Source organism: Kibdelosporangium aridum (genome assembly GCF_900176515.1).
In the GTDB taxonomy this organism is placed as follows: Bacteria; Actinomycetota; Actinomycetes; order Mycobacteriales; family Pseudonocardiaceae; genus Kibdelosporangium; species Kibdelosporangium aridum.
The window spans coordinates 13,551-38,197 of sequence record NZ_FWXV01000021.1; the positions used below are offsets into that span (position 1 = coordinate 13,551).

Genomic DNA, 24,647 nt, shown 5'->3' on the forward strand with positions numbered 1-24,647 from the left:
GGATGTCGGATCGATCGCGCTTGTGTCGTGGTGGTCCGAACCGATCAGGATCGCGATGGCGTCTGTTGCCCGTTTGGTCGACCACGTAGACGTCCTCGACCAAACGAGCCGTCGGTTCGGCCGAGGCTGTTGAGCCGCTGCGGTTCATGGCCGATCACGATTCCCCGCAAGTCGAGTACCACGGAATCTCCTGGGACGATTTCGACGCGTTGGCGCGTGGTGGCGGTGATGACCGGGTCGTCCGGCAACTCCAGCGCGCGGAACGCAGTAGACGGCTGCTCTTGCTGCGTTCGCTCGTCGAGCGAGTGTCAAGCTCTCCGCATCTGGTCGCTCCGCTGCCGTCCCCTTTTGTTGCCTGGGATCTGCTCGCCAGAGTGGAACAAGACGATCCGGCCGTACTGGATCTCGTTCTCGCGCACCCGTACACCGGGTCCTGGACGGGCTACACGACCCGTCTGCTCAATGGCAGGATCAGTGGTGCGTGGCCGTTCTGGGTGCACTTCGGGTACATCTACGCGCTGGCCGCGTCCGCCGCTATCCGCGCCAATGTCAGATTCGACATCCTGGTGCCGGTATGGCTTGGTGACCTCATTCTGCCGACCCTTGGTCGTGTCCCCGCACCGGGCGACACCTCAGTCGCCGAAATAGTCCGCACGGGAAGAAAAGTCGAGGTACATGCCGGATCCACGGTCATATCGCTGCCGTCGGACCTGAGCGAGGAAACCCCGCACTGGCAGCCAGTCCGGCAGTTGGTGGCACAGGCGGACGGACGGTTTCTGTCCGTTCGCTTGGACGATGTCGACCCGTATCGTGAGACATATGGACCGCAGAGCCCACAGCGCGTGTCCCACGCCGAATCGGCGGCGTGGCAACTATTGACGTCCGACGCCTGGGCACTACTCGTCGATGTCGTCCCTCAGTTCGCCGACGGGTTGCGGGCGGGATTCGAATCTCTTGCCCCGCGACCGTTGACGCTGATCAGAGCATCAAGCGCGTCCACAAGCGACGCTTTCGGCAGCGCCGTTCTCGACCGCCCAGCGGATCCGGAGTCGCTCGCGGCGATGCTGGTCCATGAGTTCCAGCACAGCAAACTCATCGGTCTGACCCATCTGACGCGGTTGTGGCACGACGACCCTCGTGAACGTCTTTATGCGCCATGGCGGGACGATCCCCGGCCGATCGGCGGAATGGTCCAAGGACTGTACGCGTTCACGGGAATGACCGCGTTCTGGCGCGAACTGGCGGGAAACGACAGCGAACGGGGACAGTTCGAGTTCGCCTGCCACCGTGCCATGGCCTGGCGAGCGGCGAAACTCATCCGGTCGGACGCCGCGCTGACCGAGACGGGCCTCCGATTCCTGAAAACAGTCACGGAGACGCTCGAACCGTGGCAAGCTGACCCCGTTCCCTCCGAAGTGGACAGTGTGGCTCGACGAACACTGGCCGACCACTATCTTGGCTGGCGGATCAGGCACATCCGGCCAGACTCCACAGTGGTCCGCGAGTTGGCCGAAGCATGGACCAGCCGTCGCCACCCCGCATCGCGTCGATTCGCCGGTGATCCCCTGCCGACTCCGATAGCCGACGGCGATTGGTCACACTCACGCACCGATCTGACCCGGCTGGCCATCAGCAGAGGCCGTAAAGCTCTCAAGACCCACTGGAAAACGGTCCCCCGCGCGACTTCCGCGGATTTCTTGCTTGTGCTTGGCCAATACGAGGACGCGATCCGCGAGTACCGGGCCCGCTTGTCGGAGGACCCCGACAACCCCGCTTCGCTTGCGGGACTGGCTGTGGCTCTTTCCGCGGTCAGCACAAGCCCGGCATCCCGCACCTTAATGGACCACCCGGAACTGGTCCGGGCGGTCCATCGTGCTGTCCGAGCACATACGGCGAAGCCACCCGCGGTGGAGCAGGTGGCCGACTGGATCGGCCGAAACGTTCTCTAGAGCGGCAGCGGGTCGACGTCGCAATCGGCTCGGATTCCCTTGGCGGCGTTGACGGTCGCCGGATGTTCGTCGCCAAGGACGCGCCGGTATCGGGACAACACGTCGGTATGCCGCTTGTCGCCATCGTCGGCACGGTTCTGCGCTCGCAGGTCCAATGCCGTGTTCAGGCTCGCGGCCAGTGTCGTCGGATGATCTGGCCCCAGAACGCGCTCACACCGCTCCAACGTTTCGTTGTTCAACGCCAGTGCGGCCTCGGTTTCACCCAATGCCGACAGGTCGCTCGCGAGGTTGATACTCGCGATCAACGAATAGACGTGGTCATGTCCCAAACTGGTGCGGAGCTGTTCCAGCGCCCGTTCGTCAATCGCTCGTGCCTGAGCTGAATTGCCCAACAGGCGCAGCGTCACGGCCAAGTCGATTTCGGCGCACTTGGTGTACGGGTGCGATTCACCGATCCGCTCGCGATACGTCTCCACAACCTGCTCGCCCAGCTCCTTCGCCTGCCGGAGATTGCCACCATGGCGCAAATCGATGGACCGGCCGAGCGCACAGGCCGTGGCGTTGTAATTGAACGTGTCCTCGCCGTAGCGAACCTGGAACCGCTTGAGCACGTCCGTCGCGAGGTCGAGTGCGCCTATATGGTCACCAGCCTTACGACGGGCCACCGCGAGATAAGCGAGACGCCGCAACGTGTCCGCGTTGTTCTCACCGTGGATCTCCCGCGCTCGCTCGGCGAGCTTCTCCTGCTCGATGCGGGCACCGAGGTAGTCGCCGCCTTCGCGCCGGTCGAGAATCCAACCGGACCACGTGCTGATCGTCTGCGGATGATCGGGCCCGAGCACGACAACCATCTGCTCATAGGTTTGCCGATCCAGTTCCTCGGCTTCGCGGTACTTGCCCAGCAGCCGCAAGCTGATGCAATGGCTGCGCGCGAAGATCAAGGCCGTCGGATCGTCCGGATCGAACAGCGCTTTCGCCTTGTTGTACACATCCGCGCTGATCTCAGCCGCTCCGGAGAAGTCGCCCTGTGTTCGCCGGTCGCCGGCCAACGCGCTCAGCGCAGTCAGAGTCTCCTCGTGGTTTTCGCCGTCGACGCGACGACGAACTTCGAGGACCTTGGCGTTGATGTCAGCGGCCTCCTCGAACCGGCCCCTGATCCAGTAGTAGTAACCGAGCAGCCTCGACGCCTCAAGGGTCTGCTTGTCCTCATCGCCGAGCGAAGGCGCCGCCTTCCATCGTTCGACCGCGTACTCGGCGAGGTTCATCGCCTCCTCGTGATCCCCCCACCGGAACAAGAACCTCATCAGATTGATGATGACCTGCCGTGCCCAGCCGTCGTCGCAATCCGTGATGTCCGACGCGTATGCGTGCGGCCGGAGATCCTGGTAGCGGCTCCAGTGCTTCTGTGACGTGGGATCGTTGGGATCGAGGTTCGCCAGCAGCACATGCGCCCCGTGTTTCATGGTCTCCAACTGTTGCGGAGCCATTCTGTTGCGGAGCACGAGTTGCACCAGCCTGTGCAGTTGAATCGTGCCGTTGCGGTGATTGATCTTCGCCAGGCTGTAGCGGTTGATGTCCCGGATGGCACGGGCGAGCACCATCGGGTCGCGCAGCGCCTGATCCAGTTCGGGGGCGATGGAGACGTTGCGGATGCCTGTGAAGAAATAGCGCGGGATGGGTTCCGGCGAGAAGAACGCACAAATTTGCAGCAGCTGGTGGGCAGCGGGGTTGCGGTCGTACAGCGCGTCGAAGGAGACGTTCCACGCCGCGGCGACGGACAGGTCGTAGCTCGTGGGTGCTGAGGTGTCCAGGATCTCGGCGACCTTGCTGTCGAACAGCCTCAGGTACTCCTCAACGGACATTCCAGTCTCCGCGCGCCAGGCAGCAGCCTGCTCGATCGCGAGGGGCAGATCACCCAGAGTCTCCGCCAGCCGGTTCGCGTCCCCGTCCTCGATCTCGGGTCCCCGTCGCCGGAGCAGTTCGACGCTCTCGCCCCGCTGGAAGGTCGCCACCTCCAGCGGGCGCGCGACATTCGCCCAATCGGTGTTCCGCGAGGTGATCAGGATGTCACCGGTTCCGCTCGTGGGGAAGAAAGGCTGCACCGACTCCGGGGTCTCGGCGGCATCGAAGACCAACAGCCACTTGCCTGTCGTCCACAGCCGGAGGGCTTCACGAACCGCTGGAACGGCCATGTTGGCTTCCGCGGCCCCTGGCAGGTCGAGGACCTTGGCGAGTTCCGTGAGGGAGGTACGGATGTGCGTGGGGTTCGCCGCCTCGACCCACCACACCAGGTCGTAATCGCTCAGGTGCTGGTAAATGTATTCCACGGCGATCTGTGTCTTGCCGATACCACCCATTCCGTGCAACGCCGACGGCAGTACGGCGGTGAAACCGTCGGATTTTAGCCGGTCGCCAAGGGCGTGCAGCAGATCCACTCGTCCGGTGAAGTTGGGATTGCGCGGCGGGATGCTGCCCCACACACGGGGCGATTCCCCAGGCTGTCGCCGGACGCTCGACGGCGGCGACCATTCGAGCAGAGCCGGGCCGGGATGGCTGGACACGAGCGGGACGTCCGGGCCGTTCGATGTAACGGCGGCCCCTGCAGTCGGTGACGGGGAAACGGCCGCTGGCGGGGATTCCGCTCCTGGCTGAGGATTTATCGCAGCAGGACCGACTGTTTGAGGCATGTTCGTACCGTTGCTTCTTATTCCAGTCGGCTCCACGTTCTCCACTGCCTTCCCCAGACGTCCAGCCCTGGAAAGATATGGACCCGACAACGCGTCCATGACTATTTTTTCGATAGCGATCTCATCGGCTGTCACCGACAATACAGACGGATCTGGTGCAACATCAGGCTGGTCGAACGCCTTCCATACAGCACTGTATGGAGGCGTCGTGAGTCGCACAACGCGGGCAGTCTCCGATCGCCGCGCGCTACTGATCAGCTCCTTACGCACTTCCTGTCCAATGTCGAACGACACCGTACTCCATGGCGACTCGAAGTCGACATGAGGGACAGGCACTGCTCCTATAAAGGGACTTCCCAGCAACTGGGCGATGTGCTCGGCGCCGGCCTCCGGAACCATAACGACCTGAATCCTGCGGGCCGCTTCCAGGCTGAAAGGAACCGCGGCCAGCAGCGTCGCCAGGCGGAAGGTTTCCCGAGGGACAGTACTCCGAAAGTAATTCACTTGCTCGCGAGCTGAATACGAGACAAGTTCGGATTCCGGATCACCGGTGTCCGAACTGGACGCCAGGTATACCGCGCTATCGATCCGTTTGTCCCTGCCTACGAACAAATCGACGATCCGCTCAAGAAGGCGTGGCCGCATTTCGACGACAGGAACGGGCACGGCATCGTCACGGGTGAAGTCCAGCCAGACGTCAGGCAAGGCCATCGACCACCGGCAGTTGGGCACAAGCCTGCCACCGGGTTTGAGCGTGGCGCGCAGCGCCGCGAAACCCATCTGGCGCCAGAACCTTTGCGGGAGAAGATGAATCACCGCCGTCGGCATCGTGCGAGCAAGCCGGGCGAGTGTCGCGGACATCTGCGGCGAACGCCAGATTTTGCCGACTCCGTCCGTCAGCATCAGCACGATACGCCGGCCACTGGGGTCCAGCAGCTCAGCCGGAGTGCGCACGGACGCGCCTGTCGTGCCGCGTAGCTCGATCGCGTTCTCGTTGGTGGTACTCAAAAGCAGTCGTTGAGTCGTCCGGAAAGTGCCAGTCTGGCGCAGAAGCCGCTCGAAGGCATTGATCTTCTCCCGCCACAGGGCCATTGACGGTCCGGTATCCACGACAAGGGTCAGATCGAGCCAGCGCTCCGTCGCCTGCTGGACGACCGGCAGCCACGGTCCTCCCCGCACGGCCTGCTCGGCGGTGGCTTCCTCGTCCAGGACAACGTCATCGAGGCGGCGTGAACGGGCTTTCCTGCGCAACGGGCGCAGCGCGCGGACGATGCCGATCACATCGAGCTGCTCGTTGCCGGACTCGCCCACCACTACGGGCTTCGAACGCGCATGCTGTCCAGCCGCACCATGGTGCATTACCGCTGGACGCGTTGCAGGCTCCGGCAGTTGCGCCTCGCTGGTGTCCGGCTGCTTCGCGCGCTGATCCTGATCCGCGGACGAGGGCGTGGGATGTCGCCGCAGTGGCTCTTTGGCCCGAGTCCGCGCGGTGGCTGAACGATCTTCCTCCGGTACCGAACCGATGACCGAGGCCAGATACAGCGCGTCGGCGATCTCCTGCCAGTCGGGATGCTCAGAACTGGGCCGCTCCGGAGGTGTGTCAGGCTGGTTGTCTGCCGCCGTGGGCTTGGGACAGTTACTCCCCAGATCTCCGGTAGGCGCGGCCATGTCACACGCTCCGCAGCTCGCGCCAGAGCGCGTCTCTGAGTCTCGGCCAGGACGCCGCATCGGGCCGGTAGGCGCCGGACGTCGACAGGAACAACGCGTCCAAGAGCCGATCCGCAGGTATTTCACCCGCAGGACCGCTACGAGCCGCGAAGTCCTGGATCAGCTCCGACCACGGTGCATCCGCCTCGTTCTTGAGGTGGGCCGCGACCATCGCGGCGAGTTTCTCGACCGAGGGCGGCTTGATCTCGATTTGCAGGCAACGACGCATAAAAGCGGGCGGAAAGTCACGTTCACCGTTGCTCGTCATCACGATAAAAGGGAACGCATGACATTCGACCCGACCGCCGGAGATTGTCACCCTTCGTTTCGGGTCGTCGACGAAGACCGAAACGTCCGGCGTGGCAGCCGCGACGCGTTCGAGTTCGGGAACGGTGTACGAACCCGACTCGAAGATCCCGAGCAGGTCGTTCGGCAGGTCGAGCTCGGACTTGTCGATTTCGTCTATCAGTAGTACCCGCGGCCTGCGACTGGGCAGAAACGCGGTACCCAACGGGCCGAGGTGAACGTAGTCGCCGATGTTCTCATCTGTTTCCGGCATCTCGGTCGAGTGCAAGCGAGCAGCCGTCTGGCGTGCCGCGACCGCGGCGGCGCGGCCGATCGTGTCAAAACTGTAAAGCCCGGCCTTCAATGTCGACGTGCTGGTGATATGCCAGCAGATCACTCTTCCGAGCTTCAGTTCGGTGGCCACCAAATGCGCGAGTGTCGATTTTCCGGCACCCGGAGGGCCTTTGACCAATAATGGCCGCCTGAGGTAGAGCGCGGCGTTGACCATGGCCACTTCGTCATGGTCGATCACCGTCTCCGGCATGACCGGCCGGGCACCCAGCCGACGTCTCGACTCGCCATCGTCGGGCGGGATATCGTCATCCGCAAATGGTTCGCCACCGAAGCGCCGCCACTCGGGCGGGTCGGGCAGCAGGTCCTCCAGCCGCAGGCCATCTCGTAGCGGCCGGCCGCTGCCTTTGTAGATCCACCAGTCGGGCATCGCCGACGAGCGCGCGGCACCGTCGGCCACCCGCTTATCAGGACGCTCGCTCGCGGTCATCTGTGGCCTCCCCATCGAGTCGCGCTAGGCGAGGCGGCTGATCGAGGAACAAAGTGCGCACCGGGGTGTCCCACAATATCACCAAATTCTTTACGACATTCGGATGCATTTGTTGATCAGGGTTGGCCATTGCGTCTCGACGGGCGGCATGAACACGTCTTGGCAGATCAACCAACGTACCACGACCGGCCAATTGGGCTACTACGGCGAACAGCGCATCCTCGGGCACATCTACTCGTGTCCAGAGAACTGCGGGCACTCCGGCCCGTAGCGCCTCACGCAAAGGATCGTGTCTGCCCGGCTCCGGCTCGGGTGCCCGGCTGAGAACCAATGCCACAACCTGCGGATCTTGTAATGCTCCAGCGATCCGATAGGGGTGCTCGACATCTTCGCTGGTTGCGATAAAGACTCGCCCGCTCGGCGGCGGTCCCGCCAGAACACGCCACTTCGTACGCCACGGCCGCAGCCAGTACGGGGACTGCATTCGCTCCAGTGAGCGGACCACGATCGGATAGTGCATGGTCAACGGGGTCGGGTCGCCGGACGCCAGCTCACGCGACCAATCGGCCACCGGCAAGTTCAGCAAACCGCGTGGCAGAACAAACTCGAGGGTGATATCGCAGTCGATAGCGGACCACGCCTTCTCGGCGTCCATGACCAGCTCATCGACCACCCGTTCAAGATCGGCGAATTCGGCCGTGCGCTCCGGCCCGCGGGCGGGCGGCCATTCAGCCTGGTGGTCCTGCCGCCAATGTTCCACCCGATAGTGATCGGCATCGAACATGTCGGGCTCAATGGCGACGACCAAATGCAGACATTCCCCGGCGGGGGGCGGTGACAGGGTTTCCGCGCGCAGCCGTCCAAGCGTTTCCGTCTGCCGCAGGTGTTCTGCTTGCGTGTCGTTCCATGCCCGTAACTCCGCGCTCAGGCTCTCATGGACCTCACCAGCAAGGAACTCGACGAACATAAGGACACGCGGCAGCTCGCCCGGCACTGTATTGCGGTCCATCAAGTCTTGCGCCACTTCCCAAGCACTGGGCCGTCCGGACATCTGCGGCTCGCTCGGACCGAGAACGCGCGCCCGTAACAGTCCCAACTGGGGCAGGGTGAGGTCGTCGAGCAGCTCCCGTAATCGGTCGATCGACCGTTCCCTCAGCAGAGGCAGAACCCGGGACAGTTCTTCCTCAGTTCCAAAGATCCGCATCCATGCCGTGATGTTGGTTCGTTTCACCACGACCGGGATACGCTGGAACCTGCCTGGTTCCATTGCTGGATCGGGTTGGATCACGTCGTTGTAGATCGTTTCGGAGACGGCAAGAGCCAGTACGCCGGATGTCGTCCGCAACTGCGTTTTCATCGCGTCGGCTTCCACGATACGAAACGTGTCATTGAGCGCGGTGCCGATCTTCCCTGTGGCGTCGGTCCCGACGTCGCCCGAATGCACAGCCATCCGCAGCTGGATCTGAACCTCTGGCCGATAAAGGCCGTTGTGCCGAAGCAGCCCACTGTACAGCAGGTTCGGCAATTGCTCGAAGATCAGCAACTTGGAAGTGTCCGGCGGGACCAGGATCATCATGCCGTCGCCGCGATCTTCGATGTGGCACGCCTGCCACGAAATCCCCACTTTGCCGAAAGCCGTCCGCAAGATCTGCTCGAGCTCATGTCGCATGACACCGCGGTGCCGGTCGGAGCGAGCCGGGTTTGTGAAGTCGGCTATGTCGACTACGACGATCGTTTGGTGGACCGGCGGAGAACTCTGCACAAGTACCCTCCCCGATGAGGCCGACTGTGCAAACTTACCTGCGAGTCCGGTCCACGTGTGTCGCTTTACCCGCCGTGACGCGATCGCGATTGTCGTTGACTTCTTTCCGTCCGTCAGTGTCACTTGACACAGAAGAACGACGAGATCCTGATAGAGAGTTGCCCACGCTTACCCTCACGATCGCCTTCGGCGGTGCGACAGTTTCCAACGGCGTTGGATCCAGAACGAAGGTGACCTGCTGCCCACCGACGACGAACTGCGTGCCGCGCACACGGCGGGCGAGCCGATCCGATTCATGGACAGGACGTTCTGGACGCAGGGAGTTCTATACGTGCTGGGCCTCGACGATGCCCTCGGGACCAAGCGCGGGATCGTGCGGATGTGACGTCGCTGGAACAGTGGGTCCGCTCCCCGGTCGGCCGCGTCGTCAACCGCCACCATCCCCGCGAAACACACGACACGTCCACCCTTACCCGCGTCCTCACCGACCTGGTCGAACAGTGGGGCCAGCGCGACAAGACCGGCCCTGGCGCAGCTTCTTCGAGCTGGTGCCGCCGTTCATTCCGACCACCGGCACCTTGTGCGGCCAGCTCGACATGGTGCTCACACGGACCGGTTCCCCGGATCTGGTGGTGGAAATCGACTCCGCGCATCAGTCGCGCAGCATGGAAAAGCTGCAATTCGCCCACGCCGCTGGAGCAACCGCGACCTGGATCCGCTGGAACTACGGCACAGCACGGAAAATCCCCGGAATCCACGTCATCGACCTGATCAGCCAGACGAAACGCATCACTCGCACCTGACGCCGGGCCGTGCTCTCACCGATCTTGGGTCCTCCCTGCACGGCCCGCGAACGGGCCAACGCCGCCACCAGATGGCCATGCTGGACAGACGCGACCCTACGTGTTCAGGTCGTGCATGTCCGTCGGTTCCTTACAACGACTACGGATGCCTAAGCCGCTACGGTCACACGTCGCCACTACCAGCGAGCAGTTCAACCTTGTGAATGCCAACAACCTATCGACAGGCACCGACCGGCGAACGTCGGTGCTTGAGGAACCCACCAGCAGCGGTGGCCAGGTTCTGTCGGTCCACACCAGCGGACGGGCGACATTGCACCGAGGCGGGCAGCAGATTACGCCCGGAAACTTGTGGCACTGCTCATGCTGGATGACTGGGCGCATCGACCACCAGCGCCTCTCTCCATTTGGCTCATCGTCTTCTCCACGCCCTCGCCAGCTGAGCGAGCCAAGCATCGGGAACGCCGTAGGCACCGACGGTGGCCACGATCCGGTCGTAGGGTGCGCCGGCCGGATGCCCGAGCGCGCCGTCACCGAGCACGACCTCCACGTTGCCGACTCCCGCGGCGGCCACCCGCTCACGGGCCCGCTCGACAATGTCCGCATCCACGTCGATCGCCGTAACGTGTCCGCGCGATCCTGCCAGATGCGCGAGGAGCGCGGCGTTATAGGCGGTCGTTGGCAAGAACGCGCGCAACGGAAGGAAGCGGCACTACTTTTTCGTGCTCGTGCCAGCATGCGCCGCCTCGAACGCCTCGATTACGTTGCTCGGAATGCGACCGCGGTCGGACAACTCGAAGCCGTTCTGGCGTGCCCAGTCACGGATGGCCTTGGTCTGCTCGCGGTTGCCAGCCGGCGCCAGGGCCTTAGGCGACGTTCCACGCTTAACGCGACCACCAGTCCGGCGGGCGTGATCGACGAAGTCACCAAGCTGGTTACGGAGCTTGGCAGCATTCTTCTCAGTCAGATCAATCTCGTAGGTCACGCCTTCGAGTCCGAAGGTGACGGTGGTGATGTCGTCGGACGTGGTGCCGTCGAGGTCGTCAATGAGTTGGACGAGGACTTTCTGGGCCATGTGTGCCTGCATCCTTCTGTTCGGTTCTACGAAGTAACGCTCAGGACTGAGCGCGGATAGTCAGCAGAGCATAGGTTCTCACGCGCCGATTGATCTCCACGGGCTCTATGACGGCGTGGCGCAAAGGAAGAGCAGTGTGGTTCCCAACGCGGCGGATTACCAACACAATGCCAGCTCAACCGTCTAGTGCTCGGGATCGAGTGCAGCCAGTCCATTGAGGACCTGCGCCGCTACTTCCCAATGAGGTGAGCCATGGCCCAGAAGGACACCGGTCACGTCCCCTGAGCCCCACCACGATCGCACCAGGAAACGCGACGCTGACGGCCAGCTGATCACCAGTCCCTGCAAGAACTGGGCGATCACCAGCGGCACGGTGCGCCGGTCACATAGCGGAGCCTCGCCACACGTCAAGGCTGCGGCCCGCGAACCGCGTCATCGGAGGACCAGGCCGGCCGCGAGCTTGGGCGCCTGGCCGCGGTGCTCGGTCCGGCCGACCCGGTGGCCAACCCGCTGACGGAGCTAGGGCAGCTCGCCGGTGAGGTCGTGCGCTGGAAGAACCTGTTGGCCGAGCACGTCGCGGAGCTGGAGCGGATCCGCTGGCCGCGGTCAACGAGCGCCAGGCGGACCGGACCCTGCGCGCGATCGACCTGGCGTTGGCGGCTGCGGGCGTTGAGAAATCGCGGCGTGGTGAGCGAAGCTGGCGGTGAGCACGACCACTCAATTACGTGACGGCCCGTAGGTGCCGCCGGGACAGCGGGGCACCTCAACAGGTTGTCGCGGAGGTCAATACATGTAGCGACTTACGGTCTCCGGGTGGATGACGAGACGAACCTGGTCTGCGGCCAGGATCTCGGCGAGGTCGCTGGCGCGGGCCGGGTCGTCGAGGTCCCAGTAGCGAGCGGCCAGGCGGGCGGCCAGGTCGTGTGCTCCGTCGGGGTTCCACTGTGGTGCGGCCGGTGACCGACAGCCAGCGCTCGCGTTCACCCACTGGGGCGGCGACGACGATCGAGGCGCGGGGATCGCGGCGTAGGCGCCGCACTTTGAGCGAGTCCGGGGCCGTGAACAGTTGGATCGTGCCCTCGGCAGTGGCCTCGAACCACACCGGCCGGGGCTGTGGCGGAAGTGGCCCCGGGCCACGGACAGGAACCCGTGCAGGGGGCGTCGGAGGAACTCAAGGTCCTGTGCGGTCAGCGAACTGGCGTCAGTGCTCATCACAGCCCTTCCGATAGGTGAGGGGGAATAGTTCCAAGATCATTGAACTAGGCGTCGACTCGTTCGGAAACTCAAAAACCACATCCTGCCCCGCTGGAAAGACACCCCACTCGGTCTCATCACCAACAGCAAGGCCCGCGCCTGGGCCAAGGCACTCCGCCAGGACGGGCTCGCCCCCGTCACCGCGTCCGACACCATGAAACTGCTGTCCCTCATCCTGTCCGACGCCGCCGACGACAAACTCATCCCCACCAACCCCATCCGCTCCCGACACCGCGGAAAAGCCTCCCGCACCCGCACCCGCGAGAAGGTCTGGGCCACACCGCAAGAAGTACTTCAGATCGCCGACCAAGCCGCTGCCTACTACGGACACGACGCCGCAATCCTCATCCTGACCGCAGCCTGGACCGGGGCACGCTGGGGAGAACTCGCCGGGCTCCAACGGCCCAACCTCCACCTCGACGACGCCGAACTCATCATCGACCCCGAGATCGGGGCGCTGCATGAATCCAACTCCGGCAAGCTCTGGCTCGGCCCGCCCAAAACCCCGGAATCCGCCCGCACCATCACCCTGCCCGACTTCCTCATCCCCTTGCTGAAGCTGTATCTCGACACCCACGACCACGACCACGTGTTCGTCACCATCGACGTCGAACTCCACCGCCGCAGCAACTTCTCCCGCCGCGCCATGCGCCCCGCCGCCGACGGCAACCTCGACGTGGCCCGCCCACGAGTGCGTACCCAACCGATCAAACCCGGCCTCGTGTTCCACGGACTACGCCACAGCCACAAAACCTGGCTGATCGCCGACGGCATCCCCGACGTCGCCCAATCCCGCCGCCTCGGCCACAAACTTCCCGACAAGATCCAAGAAACCTATTCCCACGTCGCCGCCGAAGTCGAACGACGCCTTATGGCCGCGCTGATCACGCGCTGGGACGAAGCCATCAACGCCGCACACCACACTGAGCTCGACACCACATGGCGCACAGCCGCATAGCTCACGCTCAACCACGTGCCGCCCTGCAAAACCGGGGCGGCACGGCTACTTCCGCCCGTCCCCCAGCGCCCAGCGTGCTTCCGCCGCTCCGCGGACGGCCAAACGCCCGCCAGAATCGCTGCAACACGCCAGCAACCGGCCCGAACTGCACGGCCGATTCGTCGTCTGCTGAGTGGGGGTGGATCTGACTGGACGGTGGGAGGCTCATACCGTGGCAGGCGTTTGTCGCTGGTTGGTGGACTGACTCACGTGGGAGGACTGATCTTCGATGCCAGGGCCTCGGGATTATGGTGTTGGTACTGAGCGCGCTTTGTATTTGTTGTCGCGCGGTACCTGCTACTACCCGCACTGCTCAGAGCCGGTGCTCCGATTTGTGGACGACATACCGATTTCGAATATGCATTTCACGCACATATGTGGAGCCAACCCTGGCTCGGCCCGGTACGACCCGGCGATGAGTGATGCCGAGCGCGCCGCTTTCACCAATCTGGTTTTGATGTGTAAGCCGCATCATGACCTCATCGACAGGATCGACCCAGGCCGTTTTTCGGTGTCACTGTTGCATCAGTGGAAAAAGAACCGCGAAGGTGATGACACTTCGGCCCTCAACGGCCTGAATGGGCTTACCGAGACCCGATTGGCCGAGCTGCTTGAAAGTTCTTTTCGAGCCAATGCTCCGCAGCGTGAAGTCACGATCGAACTGAGTGGTGCAATCTTCTACGACGACGGCCTAAATGCTATTAGTGTCACCCTGGCAGCGTGGCGAAATACTTTGGACATAAATCCTCAATTGCCTGTCACGCGACAGGCGATCCTCACGACCGTAAGGAATGTTGGTTCAATACCTTCGAGCGTTGAAGGCTTTTCTATTGACTTGGTATTCGATGACGTCGATGGCCAGCAACAGGTGTGCACCCTGTCCGGACAAGACAGCTTTCCCGAGTTGAACCCTCTTTTGCCGAAATCGCTCAATGTAGGAGCGCCAGCAATCCGATGGCTTACGTCTTTCGACTCTCTTCGCGCTTTTCTGCCCGCATTGGCCGGGCACGGCGAGATTGGGATTCGAGCTACTGCAAGCCTCGGGTCAGGCGAGACTATCGTCACTGACATTAGCCCAATTTCACTTATTCCGTTGGACCAGTAGGCTGGCGACGCGGCACGCCGCCGGTTAGCCGATCGGCGAATTGTAGATTCCGCACTTATGGTTGGACCGGCCGGTGAGTGATTGTTCGAGGTGTTTGAGTATGTGTTGATCGAAGGCTATTTGTTCGTTGGACACTTTGGAGTAGTGGCCGAATTCCTTGAGCTCTTCTTCGGTGACGTGATGAGAGCAGTGTTGGAATTTGTCGTATAGGGGTGGGTCGTTGAACAGGAACCAGAAGTATGCCATGCGCACCGGCACCGCAGCGGTGAGTTGCCGTAGGCTCTCGGTTCCTGCTTCTTGGATGAACTGTTTGGGTGCGGTTTCGTGAAGTTCGGCGATTTCGTTTAGTAGTCCTGCGACGAGGTAGCACACGTATAGTGAAGCGAGCAGTCGTGCAGGCCGTGAATACGTAGAGTGCATGCCGATCGCGGGTTTGCTGGCATGGTAGTTGTTGTTGTGGTGCAGATCACGGACGGCGTTGTGGGTGGGGTGCAGGAATCGACCGAGGAATGTGTAGTGGGCTTCAACTCGCGCTATGGCTGCTTGGTCTACGAGGTCGTTGAGTTCTAGACAGGTGAGCAATGCGTCGTATGACAGGTAGCGCTGGTATAGCAATGCTGTGTTGCGACCGTGCTCGCGGATGGCTTGTTGGGTGTCAGATGGCAGCGGGTAGTACTCGAAGTAGTCACCCTGCTTGAGGCGCATAGCTTCTGGGTGGAACTCACGGAAATAGAAGTAGTGCGCAGGCACGACAAAGTCGGGGTCGTCTTTGTCTTTGAGACCTTCAAAGACGTACATGACGCGACGCTTCGCACGAGGGTATTTCTCAACCGCAAGACAGGTGGCCGTTCCTGCCACCTGTTGCTCTTTTAGCTTCTCCTGCTCGTCGCGAACGAATTTCTTGAAGTCACCTTCAGTGAGGTCGGAGCGGTCTCTCAATCGAAATAGTTTACGCCCACGACACATGAGCATGAACAGCAGATAGTTTTCCAGCAGCGACCGACATAGCCCGAGCGCATCGCCGATCTTGTCCACTGAGATGAGCTGAAGACAGGTTTCAGCTGTCTCCATCCGAAAGTTAACAAAGTCGATCAGCTCGTTGTACATCCATTGGGTGACCTCGCCAACAACAATGCTGTCACCCCACGCGACATACTCGGCCAACATCGCACGCGTATGAGCGTTGACCCGTTGAATCTCCACATCCAGCGCATCCGCCATGCCTTGGGACCCTGCCCTCTTCTGGTGCACAGTGACATCGGCGGCAAGCTATGCGGCGCCAATGCCACTCACGGTTCTCAGTGGCAGACAGACTACGTGATACCACCTTGAACGGCGAAGTCATTATTTGACCGAGGGAGCGACACCGCGAAACCGAACGACACCAACCGTCCAAAGCTATGGAGGTGATCACCCAGTTGTTGTTACTGGTCTGGCGAGGAGTGGATGCTGGGAGTACGTTCGCCTGCTATGGCACACGAGAGCGGGCAGCAGAGTGAAGTGGGGACGCTGTTTGATGACATGGTACGGGTCGATGACACGCCGGCTCGCCATGCTGAAGGCAGCTATGCGTTTATGAATCGTGTCAATCAACCTTTTTGGCGGCGAGTGCGGGAACAGTTGGAGATATATTTCCAGAACTATCCGAAAGATGACGCTCTCGATGTGGCGAACCGATTCAAGGATGACGACCCACAGCAGCATTATGCGGCGTGGTGGGAGCTGTATCTGTTCGCACTGTATAGCCGCCTCGGCTACTCGGTGACACCTCACCCCGATGTGGAGGGTACAACGAAGAAGCCGGACTTTATGCTCACACGGGGCGACCAGGAGTTTTACGTGGAAGGCGCAGTGGGTGTTCTCCGGCATCGCAGAGGAAGGCCGCAGCGGAGCCCGTGAAGCGTGGATTTATGACCTCGTGAACAAGGCAACGAACCCGAACTTTTACGTTGGGCTGAAATTTGACCAACTTGGCTTGCAACGCCCAAAAGATCGCGAAGTCATTTCCCCCTTGGAAACCTGGTTGTCCGGTATAGATCCTGACGAGGTAGATGCAGCCCTCGACAACGGCGGTGAGACACCCGAGCTGTACCTATCGGTTCGTGACTGGGGACTCATATTCACAGCCCATCCGATCAAACCCGCTCGTCGCGGGAAGCCACGACATCGCCTGCTAGGCGTATATCCCGCATATGGCGGATTCGTCAACGATCAGCACAAACTGCGTAAGACCCTCGACAGGAAGGCCCGCCACTACGGCGCCCTGGACAAGCCGTTCGTCATCGCGGTTATGGGCATGTCCTCGTTCATGGACAACGAAGACGTCGAAAACGCCCTCTTCGGCAACGTCGTGTACCGATACTCAATCAATCAGCCCGAGGACGGGCGCTGGGTGCGCAACCGCGACGGTCTATGGATGCGCGGCGCCCAACCACTAGCAACCCGAGTCTCAGGCGTGCTCATGGGCACAGGCATATTTCCGTGGAACCACACTCACGAACTGCCACGCCTGTGGACCAACCCATGGGCAACACGATCCCTCCCAGGCACCGAACCGTTCCCCACAGCCACGAGCGACGACACTGGAACGATCACCTATGCAGACACTCCCACCGCCGGGCACGACGTCTTCGATCTCCCCGAAGACTGGCCAGGCCCAGAACGCAGCTTCACCGACACCGATCAGTAGAGCAGCGCCAGACATCCAGCATGGACTGTACCGCTGAGACCAACGGTCGGGATACAGCTCGGGGCACCCAGGGGCTTGAGCCGTTCCCTGGACGACCATGCCACCAGGCAACCGGCCCCAACGCCCGCCAGAATCGCCGCACAAGCGAGCAACTAGCAGACGGGCAGTCCCACCTACCCCGGCAGCAAAGGCCCAGGTCACAGGCCATCTAGAAGTTCCTGTCAACAATCACCCAGCCGGATGACACGATGCGTAGCGATCACTCCAGAACATATGGCCGTCCCGAACAGCCATTCTCCAGATTTCCTCCAGTTTGGTGCACACAACCCACCACAATGTCCACTTGCGACAGTCAACCAAGATCACGAAAAAGCCCACCTGACCAGGCGAAACACCTTGATCAAATGGGCCGGAAAGGATTGTGGAGCTGAGGGGATTCGAACCCCTGACCCCCACACTGCCAGTGTGGTGCGCTACCAACTGCGCTACAGCCCCGCCGCGCTCTTTCGAGTGCTGGGATACCGTACATCACCACCGGTGATGCCCAAAAACCGGGGGTCGCTTTCGGTCGCGGACAGTGCTAGACCGTTGCTGTGATCAGCGGAGACAACGCGGTGGCTTTGGTCGACCCCGATGCTGAGGGGGTAGCCCCTGAGCTGCGCAGGCAGGTGCAGGAGCGGCGGTTCCGGCAGCTTGTCGACCGGGTGCTGGGGACAGGCAATCTGCAGGCTGAGCGCCTGCGGGCGGCTGGCGTGCGGAGTGGGGCGGACGTCACACTCGGCGACCTCCGCAGCCTTCCCACGATCAACAAGGCCGATATCTGGGACCACTATCCGTTCGGGCTGCAAGCTGCCAAGGAGCAGGACATCGTCTGCGTGCACGGCAGTTCGGGCACTGGCGGGCGGCCCACGCTCATTCCGTACACCGCCGCTGACATCGAAATCTGGGCGAGTGTCATGGCTCGTGCGCTTGGTGGGGCCGGGGCGACGAAGAGCAGCGTCATCCACAACGGGTACGGCTACGGGCTGTTCACCGGCGGGCTTGGAGTGCATCACGGCGGCATGCACCTTGGCGCCACCGTCATCCCTGTCTCCGGTGGCATGACCGACCGGCAGATCCGGCTCATCCAGGACCTCAAGCCGGACGTCCTCACGTGCACGCCTTCTTACGCCATTCACCTCGGTGAGGCGCTGCGAAACGAACCGACGAGCCTGAAGGTGGGCGTTTTCGGCGCCGAGCCGTGGACCGAGGAGATGCGGGCACAGATCGAGAGCCTGCTGAACATGCGGGCACTCGACATCTACGGCCTGTCCGAGATCATCGGGCCCGGCGTCGCGTGTGAGTCGCTTGACTCCGGCGGCATGTTGAACGTCGCCGAGGACCACTTCTTCGTCGAAGCCGTTGACTCGGAAGGAAATCCTGTCCCGGACGGCACCACTGGCGAGCTTGTCTTCACCACGCTCACCAAGACCGGGATGCCGCTGATCCGGTACCGCACCGGCGACGTCGCGTCGCTCGCCGATCCCGTCCCCGGCAAGCCGAGGACGCTCAAGCGGATGAGCAAACTCAAGGGCCGCACCGACGACATGCTCATCATCCGGGGCGTCAACGTGTTCCCCACCGAGGTCGAAGCCGTTCTGCTGCAGGACGAGCGGGTCAGCCCGCACTACCTCGTCGTCGAGGACCGGCGTGACCCGAAACGCAGCGAGCTGCGGGTCGCCGTCGAGCCCTTCACTGACAGCGTCGACAAACCAACGCTCGAGAAAGACCTCGTCGGGGCACTGCGGGAACGACTGGGCATCACCTGTGTGGTGAAAGCACTCGAGCCAGGCAGCGTGCCCCGGACCGAAGTCGGGAAGGCACGCCGCCTGGCTCGGTGGAACCAGGGCGATCCGCCGCTAGCCGGCCTGTGACACCACAGTGTTCAGCCAGTTCGGGTCGTTGACCTTCACGACCTTGCCGTTCACCGCGATCGTCGGGGTGCCGAAGCCGACCTGGCCGTTGCCGAAGTCCTGCCGCAGCGCCGGGTCGTTGGAGACCTTCTGGTAGGCGTCTTCGATGATCTGGTTGTACGTGCCGTTGTTCACGCCGTTGGCGAAGTCCGGCGACGTGATGCCCAAGTCCTGACCCAGTTTGATCAACTGGTTCTTGTCGTATCCGCGCGCGCCTTCCTCCGGCTGAGCACCGAAGAGGCTCGCGTGGAACGCCGGGAACTTGCCCGCGTCCGCGGCCAGCAGCGCCGCGTTCGCCGAGTCGAGCGAGTACCCGGGCGGGTCGGACCGGCTGTTGAGCAGAGTCAGCATGTGGTAGCGGACGCGGACGGTTCCGTCGTGGACCTTCTGCTCGATCTGCGTGGCGTAGGCGTCCTCGAACTGACGGCACGCCGGGCACAGGAAGTCCTCGTACACGTCCACAGTGACCTTGGCGGTGTCCTTGCCGACCAGCACGGTGGCACCGTCGCGTTTGGCCTCCAGCTCGGCGGACACGTTCTTCACCGGGATCTGCACGCCGGCGGCCTCGTTCTTCTGGCTGTTGGTGATCAGCACGCCTGCCAGCACCGCCGCGGCGATCACCACGACCACGGCGACCGTGATGATGACCTTGTTGCGGTCGCTCTTCGACTTGCGTGCCGCAGCCACAGCTCGTTGCGCGGCCTGTTCCTGCCGCCGCTTCCGCGCGTTGCGCTCGGCTCCACCCACGTCCTTCAGTCCTCTCCCACTACAGCCGGGCGCTTGGTCAGCCACCCGTCCATCGACAGCAGGCTGTGTGGCCGGACGATCAGCCAGCCTGCGAGCACCATGAACCCGATGTCCCGTGCGATCTCCTGTGGATACGCCGTCTGCCCGGCTGCCACCTGGCCACCGCCGCCGAAGCAGCCGCAGTCGATGGTCAGCCCGCGGGCCCACGCCTGCGAGATCGCGATGATGAACGCGACCAGCACGACGACGGACAGCACGGCAACCAGCCGCGTACCCAGGCCGAGCAGCAGCAGCACACCGAGTGCGATCTCCAGGAACGGCACCGCGGCGGCGACCACGCTGACCACGCCGTGCGGCAGCAGGTCGTACGCCTGCACCGCGATATAGGCCTGGTTCAGGTCTGCGGCCTTGATCGCACCTGACACGAACCACACAGCCGCCAGCCCGAGCCGCGCCACTGTGCCGATTCCGTCAAGCACACGAGGTGACGGTCGAACCACGTGCGCGACGATACCGGGGCAAACTGAGGGATACCTGAGCAAGGACGATCCTGTAGACCAGTTCCCGCTGTGACCGAATCGACGTGACCCGACCGTATGAATCTTCCTGACCTGCCGATCCGGGCTGTACTGCCAGAACTGATCCGCACGCTGGCCGGACACGGCACCACGATCCTGGTCGCTCCGCCCGGCACAGGCAAGACCACAGTGGTCCCGTTGGCCCTGAGCGGCCGGGTGATCGTGGCCGAGCCGCGCAGGCTGGCGGCCCGTGCCGCCGCGGCCAGGATGGCTTCGCTGCTGGGCGAGCCAGTTGGCCGGACGGTCGGATACGCCGTCCGCGGCGACCGCAAAACGTCGAAGGACACCCGGGTCGAGGTCGTCACGTCCGGCCTGTTGGTCCGGCGGATCCAGCACGACCCCGAGCTGTCCGGTGTGGACACCGTGCTGCTGGACGAGTGCCACGAGCGACACCTGGACGCGGATCTTCTGCTCGCGCTGCTGGCCGACGCCCGTGCCCTGCGACCGGACCTGAAGCTGCTGGCCACGAGCGCGACGGTGGCTGCCGAACCACTGGCCAAGATCCTCGACGACGCACCGATTCTGCAAGTCGAAGCACGCACCTACCCCACCGAGACCGCCTACCTCCCGCCGCTCAGAGGCGAACGGCTGGAGGCCTGCGTCGCACGGGCGACCCGGCGGGCATTGTCCGAAACGGACGGTGATGTCCTGGTCTTCTTGCCTGGCGCGGCCGAGATCAACCGCGTCCGGCAGATGTTGGACGGCGTGAACGTGGTCACGCTGCACGGCCGCCTGGCTGCCAAGGACCAGGACGCTGCCCTGAAGCCCACCACTGGGCAACGGGTTGTCCTGGCCACTGCGGTGGCGGAGTCGAGCTTGACGGTTCCCGGCGTGCGCGCGGTGGTCGATTCGGGCCAGTCGCGGGTGCCGCGAGTGGATCATCGCCGTGGCCTGCCAGGCCTGGCCACCGTGCGCACCTCGGCGGCCGTGGCCGATCAGCGGGCAGGCCGGGCGGGTCGTGAAGGCCCTGGCCGGGTCTACCGGTGCTGGCCGGAGCACGAGCAGTCCACGCTCCCCCGGTATCCGGAGCCGGAGATCCGGGTCGCCGACCTGACCCGGCTGGCGCTGGAGCTGGCCTGTTGGGGTACGCCGGACGGGTCGGCGTTGCGCTGGTGGGACGCGCCACCGGAGGGTGCGCTCAAGGCAGGGCAAACGGTCTTGCACGACCTGCACGCGTTGAACAACGACGGCACACCAACGGACCGTGGCCGCAAGATGGCCGACGTCGGCCTGCACCCGCGACTGGCCAGGGCTTTGCTGGACGGCGGCAAACAGGCGGCCGACGTGATCGCGCTCCTGGACGACGACACGCTGGCTGACGACGTCGATCTGGAAAGCGCGCTGCGCAAGGTGAAGAGCTCGCAACGCTGGCGCCGTGAGTCCCAACGCCTTGCCGCTATGGCGCCGCACACTGACGCGCCCAGCGATCCGGCGAAGGTCGTCGCGCTCGCGTATCCCGAACGACTGGCCAGAAGGCGGGCAGCGGAGTCCCGTGTCTACCTGATGGCCAGTGGCACAGCGGTGGAACTGCCGCCGGGGACCGGTCTGGATCGGTGGGAATGGCTCGCGATCGCAGTGGCCGACCGCAAGCCGGGCGAGAAGCACGGCAAGGTCCGGCTCGCCGCCGCCGCGGACGCCGACCTGGCGACCGAGATCATCGGTTTGTCCGAAAAGGACGAGGTGTCCTGGAACGGCGATGTCGTCGCTCGCCGGGTGCGTCGCCTCGGCGCGATCGTGCTGACCGAGAAACCGCTGGCCACCCCCGATCCCGCGGCAGTCGAAGCCGCGCTGCGCGAAGGAATCCGGGCCGAAGGCCTGTCGATCTTGGACTGGGACCCGAAGCTGCTCTCCAGGATGGCACTGCTGCACCGGGCACTTGGCGAACCGTGGCCGGCCGTCGACCAGGAAGCCATACTGTCCACAGTGGATGTCACTGGCGCACGGAACCGCAAGGACCTCAACAAGATCAATCCGTTGCGGGCGATGTTGCCGTGGCCCGCGGCCGCCCGGCTGGACGAGCTCGCACCGGAACGCATCGAAGTCCCGTCCGGATCAAGGATCGCGGTGGACTACGACGGCGAACGGCCCGTCCTCGCCGTGCGGCTGCAAGAGATCTTCGGTTGGCGGCAGGCGCCAGTGATCGCGGACGGCGAAGTCACCGTGCTGCTGCACCTGCTTTCGCCCGCAGGCCGTCCCACGGCGGTCACCGACGACCTGGAGTCGTTCTGGGCCAACGGATATCCACAGGTCCGAGCCGAGCTACGGGGTCGCTACCCCAAGCACGACTGGCCTGCCGACCCGTTGACCGCTACTCCACCATCCCGGCGAAGAACCCGGCGATGAGTCCGACCGCGAAATAGATCAGCACGCCGACAACGGCCAAGGTGACAATGACCGTCGCAGGCCAGTACTTCCCACGCGTCGCCGCGTGCCAGAACGCACGCAGCTTCGGCAGCTGAGCCTTTCGCGCTCCAGTGGCCCTGTCCTCGACGCCCATCAGGTCGTCGAGCCCTGCGTCTTCCTCCACGCGCACAAAACTAACTCATAAGTGCGGCAGCGGATCCGGGGGCATGGCATCTGCCGACCATTCGGCGTCGGCAGCGTTGATTTCGGCCACGTACTCCTCGTCGACCTCGTAGACGCGGCCGCCGAGCTGGAACTCAGGTATCACGCTCAGGTCGACCGGCCCGAGCTTGGTGTGCCTCGGATACCTGCGCCACACCGCGTTCGGCCTCGTGCGGCCACCCAGCCCGGTGTCCAGCACGGTGATCGACGAGTCGGTGACGGCGACGAGGAAGTGTGATGAGCTGTATGGCCCGCCGACCATCGAGGCCGGAAACAAGTAGCTGATCTCTTCCCCTGGTTGCAACAGTGCGCGCACGTGCGCACGATCACTCGATGACGGTGACACAGCGCACCACCTCCCACTACCAACTGTGGCAGAACGAGGGGCTGGATTCACTTCGCAAAAGGAGGAAAGTCGCTGGTCACGTACGGTATTGAGAGGTATCGGCGAGCTGGTATACCAATTACGGGCAGGTTACGGAAAGTCAGATTCCTGCCCAACCGGACCAAGAGGCGTCCATGCCGTGTTGCGCAAAGTAGCAAAACTCACTTTTCGTCCTTACGGGGCCTGCCCTGACGCCGTTGCCTGGCTGCCTCACTGGGCATGCGGCCTGCTTCCGACAAGGCCCGGCGCAGCAGGAACTCGATCTGCGCGTTGGTACTGCGCAGTTCGTCGTTCGCCCACCGGGCCAATGCGTCGTGTACCGCGGGATCCAGTCGCAACAGGACGCTTTTGCGTTCCGCCACAACAACCTCATTGGTAGAGCGAGCCGGTGTTCACCACAGGTTGGGCATCTCGGTCGCCGCATAGCACCACCATCAGGTTGCTCACCATGGCGGCCTTCCGTTCCTCGTCGAGCTCGACGACATCGTTCTGGGCCAGCCGGTCCAGCGCCAGCTCGACCATCCCGACCGCGCCTTCGACGACGAGCTGGCGTGCGGCGACAACCGCGCCTGCCTGCTGACGGCGGAGCATGGCCTGGGCGATCTCGGGAGCGTACGCCAGGTGCGTGAGCCGCGATTCGATCACCCGCACGCCTGCTGACTCGACGCGCGCGCTGATCTCCGTCGAGAGCTTCTCGGTGATCTCGTCGGCGTTGTCCCGCAAGGAAAGCGCGTCGGTGCCGTGTGAGTCGTACGGGTAGCTGTTGGCGATGTGCCGGATCGCGGTCTCGGTCTGGATGCTGACGAACTGGACGAAGTCGTCGACCTCGAACATCGCCCGCGCGGTGTCGTTGACCTGCCAGACGACCACGGCCGCGATCTCGATCGGATTGCCGTCCAGCTCGTTGACCTTCATCACCGCGGTCTCGTGGTTGCGGATCCTGGTGGACACCTTTGCCCTGGTGGTGAACGGATTCACCCAGCGCAGCCCGGATGTCCGGACCGTTCCCACGTACCGGCCGAGGAATTGCAGCACCCGAGCCTCGCCGGGTGCGACGACGGTGAGCCCGGCAGCGAACACGGTCGAGGCGAGGATCACCAATGCGGCCACCACGACCAGGGCGATACCGACCGGTTTGTCACCCTCGACGGCCTGTATCACGCCCCAGGCGAGCACACCGGCTCCGGCCAGCTCGCCCACCAGCGCGGCCCCGGCGATCGGCAGCCCGGCCCGTTCGGTGGCATTGCGTTCCCGCACTCGTGGCACGGGCATGTCGACAGCGATGTCAGTACTCATACCGACAACCTAGCAAAGTGATATCAGTTTTTC

General features: G+C 63.3%; 22 protein-coding genes, 1 tRNA gene and 1 pseudogene. 9 read left to right on the forward strand and 15 right to left on the reverse strand.

Features of this window, described 5'->3' with window-relative positions; translation table 11 throughout:
• The first annotated feature begins 146 nt into the window (after positions 1-146).
• Complete coding sequence (locus B9C43_RS52810; RefSeq protein WP_084434765.1) at positions 147-1,949, forward strand: aKG-HExxH-type peptide beta-hydroxylase; 1,803 nt, start codon at positions 147-149, stop codon at positions 1,947-1,949.
• Here the strand turns inward: B9C43_RS52810 and fxsT are convergent.
• The 3 genes from fxsT to B9C43_RS52825 are packed head-to-tail and all read right to left on the reverse strand — an operon-like array spanning position 1,946 to position 9,294.
• Entirely contained in the window at positions 1,946-6,364 is a 4,419-nt protein-coding gene (gene fxsT, locus B9C43_RS52815; protein WP_407657191.1) for an FxSxx-COOH system tetratricopeptide repeat protein, read from the reverse strand. The two genes, B9C43_RS52810 and fxsT, sit on opposite strands and share 4 nt — an antisense overlap.
• Positions 6,306-7,409, reverse strand: a complete 1,104-nt coding sequence (locus tag B9C43_RS52820) for an AAA family ATPase (RefSeq protein ID WP_084434766.1) — start codon at positions 7,407-7,409, stop codon at positions 6,306-6,308. The genes fxsT and B9C43_RS52820 overlap by 59 nt, the downstream gene beginning before the upstream one ends.
• The gene (locus B9C43_RS52825) at positions 7,387-9,294 is read right to left on the reverse strand and encodes a VMAP-C domain-containing protein (RefSeq protein ID WP_143447242.1); all 1,908 of its coding nucleotides are present in this window, start codon (positions 9,292-9,294) and stop codon (positions 7,387-7,389) included. Before B9C43_RS52825 ends, B9C43_RS52820 begins: the two co-directional genes overlap by 23 nt.
• A gap of 377 nt (positions 9,295-9,671) precedes the next feature.
• Here B9C43_RS52825 and B9C43_RS52830 point away from each other — a divergent pair, with 377 nt between their 5' ends.
• Positions 9,672-9,974, forward strand: coding sequence for a hypothetical protein (locus B9C43_RS52830; RefSeq protein WP_084434768.1), 303 nt, complete (start codon positions 9,672-9,674; stop codon positions 9,972-9,974).
• Positions 9,975-10,383: 409 nt separating this feature from the next.
• On the opposite strand, the gene B9C43_RS52835 is transcribed toward B9C43_RS52830, so the two are convergent.
• The 3 genes from B9C43_RS52835 to B9C43_RS52845 form a co-directional block, all read right to left on the reverse strand.
• Entirely contained in the window at positions 10,384-10,668 is a 285-nt protein-coding gene (locus tag B9C43_RS52835) for a protein-L-isoaspartate O-methyltransferase family protein (protein ID WP_084434769.1), read from the reverse strand.
• Positions 10,669-10,683: 15 nt separating this feature from the next.
• On the reverse strand, positions 10,684-11,046 hold the full coding sequence (locus tag B9C43_RS52840) for a histone-like nucleoid-structuring protein Lsr2 (protein WP_084434770.1): 363 nt from the start codon (positions 11,044-11,046) through the stop codon (positions 10,684-10,686).
• Between the two features lie 183 nt (positions 11,047-11,229).
• A complete protein-coding gene (locus B9C43_RS52845) occupies positions 11,230-11,409 on the reverse strand; it encodes a hypothetical protein (RefSeq protein ID WP_143447243.1) in 180 nt (59 codons plus the stop codon).
• A 114-nt stretch (positions 11,410-11,523) separates the two neighbouring features.
• Here B9C43_RS52845 and B9C43_RS52850 point away from each other — a divergent pair, with 114 nt between their 5' ends.
• The gene (locus B9C43_RS52850; RefSeq protein ID WP_084434772.1) at positions 11,524-11,775 is read left to right on the forward strand and encodes a hypothetical protein; all 252 of its coding nucleotides are present in this window, start codon (positions 11,524-11,526) and stop codon (positions 11,773-11,775) included.
• Between the two features lie 54 nt (positions 11,776-11,829).
• Here the strand turns inward: B9C43_RS52850 and B9C43_RS52855 are convergent.
• Positions 11,830-12,258: pseudogene (locus B9C43_RS52855) on the reverse strand (pyridoxamine 5'-phosphate oxidase family protein).
• A gap of 196 nt (positions 12,259-12,454) precedes the next feature.
• Here B9C43_RS52855 and B9C43_RS52860 point away from each other — a divergent pair.
• Entirely contained in the window at positions 12,455-13,258 is an 804-nt protein-coding gene (locus B9C43_RS52860; RefSeq protein ID WP_235039364.1) for a site-specific integrase, read from the forward strand.
• A 454-nt stretch (positions 13,259-13,712) separates the two neighbouring features.
• Positions 13,713-14,402, forward strand: coding sequence for a hypothetical protein (locus tag B9C43_RS52865; RefSeq protein WP_084434774.1), 690 nt, complete (start codon positions 13,713-13,715; stop codon positions 14,400-14,402).
• 24 nt (positions 14,403-14,426) lie between these two features.
• Here B9C43_RS52865 and B9C43_RS52870 read toward each other — a convergent pair whose 3' ends face one another.
• Positions 14,427-15,623, reverse strand: a complete 1,197-nt coding sequence (locus B9C43_RS52870) for a hypothetical protein (RefSeq protein WP_143447244.1) — start codon at positions 15,621-15,623, stop codon at positions 14,427-14,429.
• Positions 15,624-15,872: 249 nt separating this feature from the next.
• On the opposite strand from B9C43_RS52870, the gene B9C43_RS52875 reads away from it, so the two are divergent.
• Both B9C43_RS52875 and B9C43_RS52880 read left to right on the forward strand, forming a co-directional pair.
• Positions 15,873-16,301, forward strand: a complete 429-nt coding sequence (locus B9C43_RS52875; protein ID WP_084434776.1) for a hypothetical protein — start codon at positions 15,873-15,875, stop codon at positions 16,299-16,301.
• A complete protein-coding gene (locus B9C43_RS52880) occupies positions 16,258-17,091 on the forward strand; it encodes a hypothetical protein (RefSeq protein ID WP_084434777.1) in 834 nt (277 codons plus the stop codon). The genes B9C43_RS52875 and B9C43_RS52880 overlap by 44 nt, the downstream gene beginning before the upstream one ends.
• A gap of 422 nt (positions 17,092-17,513) precedes the next feature.
• Here the strand turns inward: B9C43_RS52880 and B9C43_RS52885 are convergent.
• Positions 17,514-17,586 (reverse strand) — tRNA-Ala (locus B9C43_RS52885).
• A 98-nt stretch (positions 17,587-17,684) separates the two neighbouring features.
• On the opposite strand from B9C43_RS52885, the gene B9C43_RS52890 reads away from it, so the two are divergent.
• Complete coding sequence (locus B9C43_RS52890) at positions 17,685-19,004, forward strand: phenylacetate--CoA ligase family protein (protein WP_235039365.1); 1,320 nt, start codon at positions 17,685-17,687, stop codon at positions 19,002-19,004.
• On the opposite strand, the gene B9C43_RS52895 is transcribed toward B9C43_RS52890, so the two are convergent.
• Positions 18,990-19,790, reverse strand: coding sequence for a DsbA family protein (locus B9C43_RS52895; RefSeq protein ID WP_033391732.1), 801 nt, complete (start codon positions 19,788-19,790; stop codon positions 18,990-18,992). The two genes, B9C43_RS52890 and B9C43_RS52895, sit on opposite strands and share 15 nt — an antisense overlap.
• Positions 19,791-19,795: 5 nt before the next feature.
• A complete protein-coding gene (locus B9C43_RS52900; protein WP_033391731.1) occupies positions 19,796-20,290 on the reverse strand; it encodes a MauE/DoxX family redox-associated membrane protein in 495 nt (164 codons plus the stop codon).
• A 96-nt stretch (positions 20,291-20,386) separates the two neighbouring features.
• On the opposite strand from B9C43_RS52900, the gene hrpB reads away from it, so the two are divergent.
• Positions 20,387-22,711 carry an ATP-dependent helicase HrpB gene (gene hrpB, locus B9C43_RS52905; RefSeq protein WP_084434778.1) on the forward strand — a complete coding sequence of 775 codons (2,325 nt, stop codon included), beginning with the start codon at positions 20,387-20,389 and terminating at the stop codon, positions 22,709-22,711.
• Here hrpB and B9C43_RS52910 read toward each other — a convergent pair.
• From B9C43_RS52910 to B9C43_RS52925, 4 genes are all read right to left on the reverse strand, one after another.
• Positions 22,677-22,895 (reverse strand): hypothetical protein, encoded by a 219-nt coding sequence (locus B9C43_RS52910; RefSeq protein ID WP_033391730.1) that lies wholly within the window; start codon positions 22,893-22,895, stop codon positions 22,677-22,679. The two genes, hrpB and B9C43_RS52910, sit on opposite strands and share 35 nt — an antisense overlap.
• A gap of 15 nt (positions 22,896-22,910) precedes the next feature.
• Complete coding sequence (locus B9C43_RS52915) at positions 22,911-23,249, reverse strand: hypothetical protein (RefSeq protein ID WP_233729735.1); 339 nt, start codon at positions 23,247-23,249, stop codon at positions 22,911-22,913.
• Positions 23,250-23,479: 230 nt separating this feature from the next.
• Positions 23,480-23,680 (reverse strand): type II toxin-antitoxin system antitoxin, encoded by a 201-nt coding sequence (locus B9C43_RS52920; RefSeq protein ID WP_033391728.1) that lies wholly within the window; start codon positions 23,678-23,680, stop codon positions 23,480-23,482.
• Positions 23,681-23,687: 7 nt separating this feature from the next.
• On the reverse strand, positions 23,688-24,614 hold the full coding sequence (locus tag B9C43_RS52925) for an SPFH domain-containing protein (protein WP_084434779.1): 927 nt from the start codon (positions 24,612-24,614) through the stop codon (positions 23,688-23,690).
• Positions 24,615-24,647 lie beyond the last annotated feature (33 nt).

Coding starts and splice junctions, on each gene's coding strand:
- B9C43_RS52820 (WP_084434766.1), bottom strand. CDS start 7,409: ATGACCGCGAGCGAGCGTCCTGATAAGCGGGTGGCCGACGGTGCCGCG.
- fxsT (WP_407657191.1), bottom strand. CDS start 6,364: ATGCGGCGTCCTGGCCGAGACTCAGAGACGCGCTCTGGCGCGAGCTGC.
- B9C43_RS52810 (WP_084434765.1), top strand. CDS start 147: ATGGCCGATCACGATTCCCCGCAAGTCGAGTACCACGGAATCTCCTGG.
- B9C43_RS52870 (WP_143447244.1), bottom strand. CDS start 15,623: ATGGCGGATGCGCTGGATGTGGAGATTCAACGGGTCAACGCTCATACG.
- B9C43_RS52925 (WP_084434779.1), bottom strand. CDS start 24,614: ATGAGTACTGACATCGCTGTCGACATGCCCGTGCCACGAGTGCGGGAA.
- B9C43_RS52840 (WP_084434770.1), bottom strand. CDS start 11,046: ATGGCCCAGAAAGTCCTCGTCCAACTCATTGACGACCTCGACGGCACC.
- hrpB (WP_084434778.1), top strand. CDS start 20,387: ATGAATCTTCCTGACCTGCCGATCCGGGCTGTACTGCCAGAACTGATC.
- B9C43_RS52875 (WP_084434776.1), top strand. CDS start 15,873: ATGGCACACGAGAGCGGGCAGCAGAGTGAAGTGGGGACGCTGTTTGAT.
- B9C43_RS52860 (WP_235039364.1), top strand. CDS start 12,455: ATGAAACTGCTGTCCCTCATCCTGTCCGACGCCGCCGACGACAAACTC.
- B9C43_RS52865 (WP_084434774.1), top strand. CDS start 13,713: ATGAGTGATGCCGAGCGCGCCGCTTTCACCAATCTGGTTTTGATGTGT.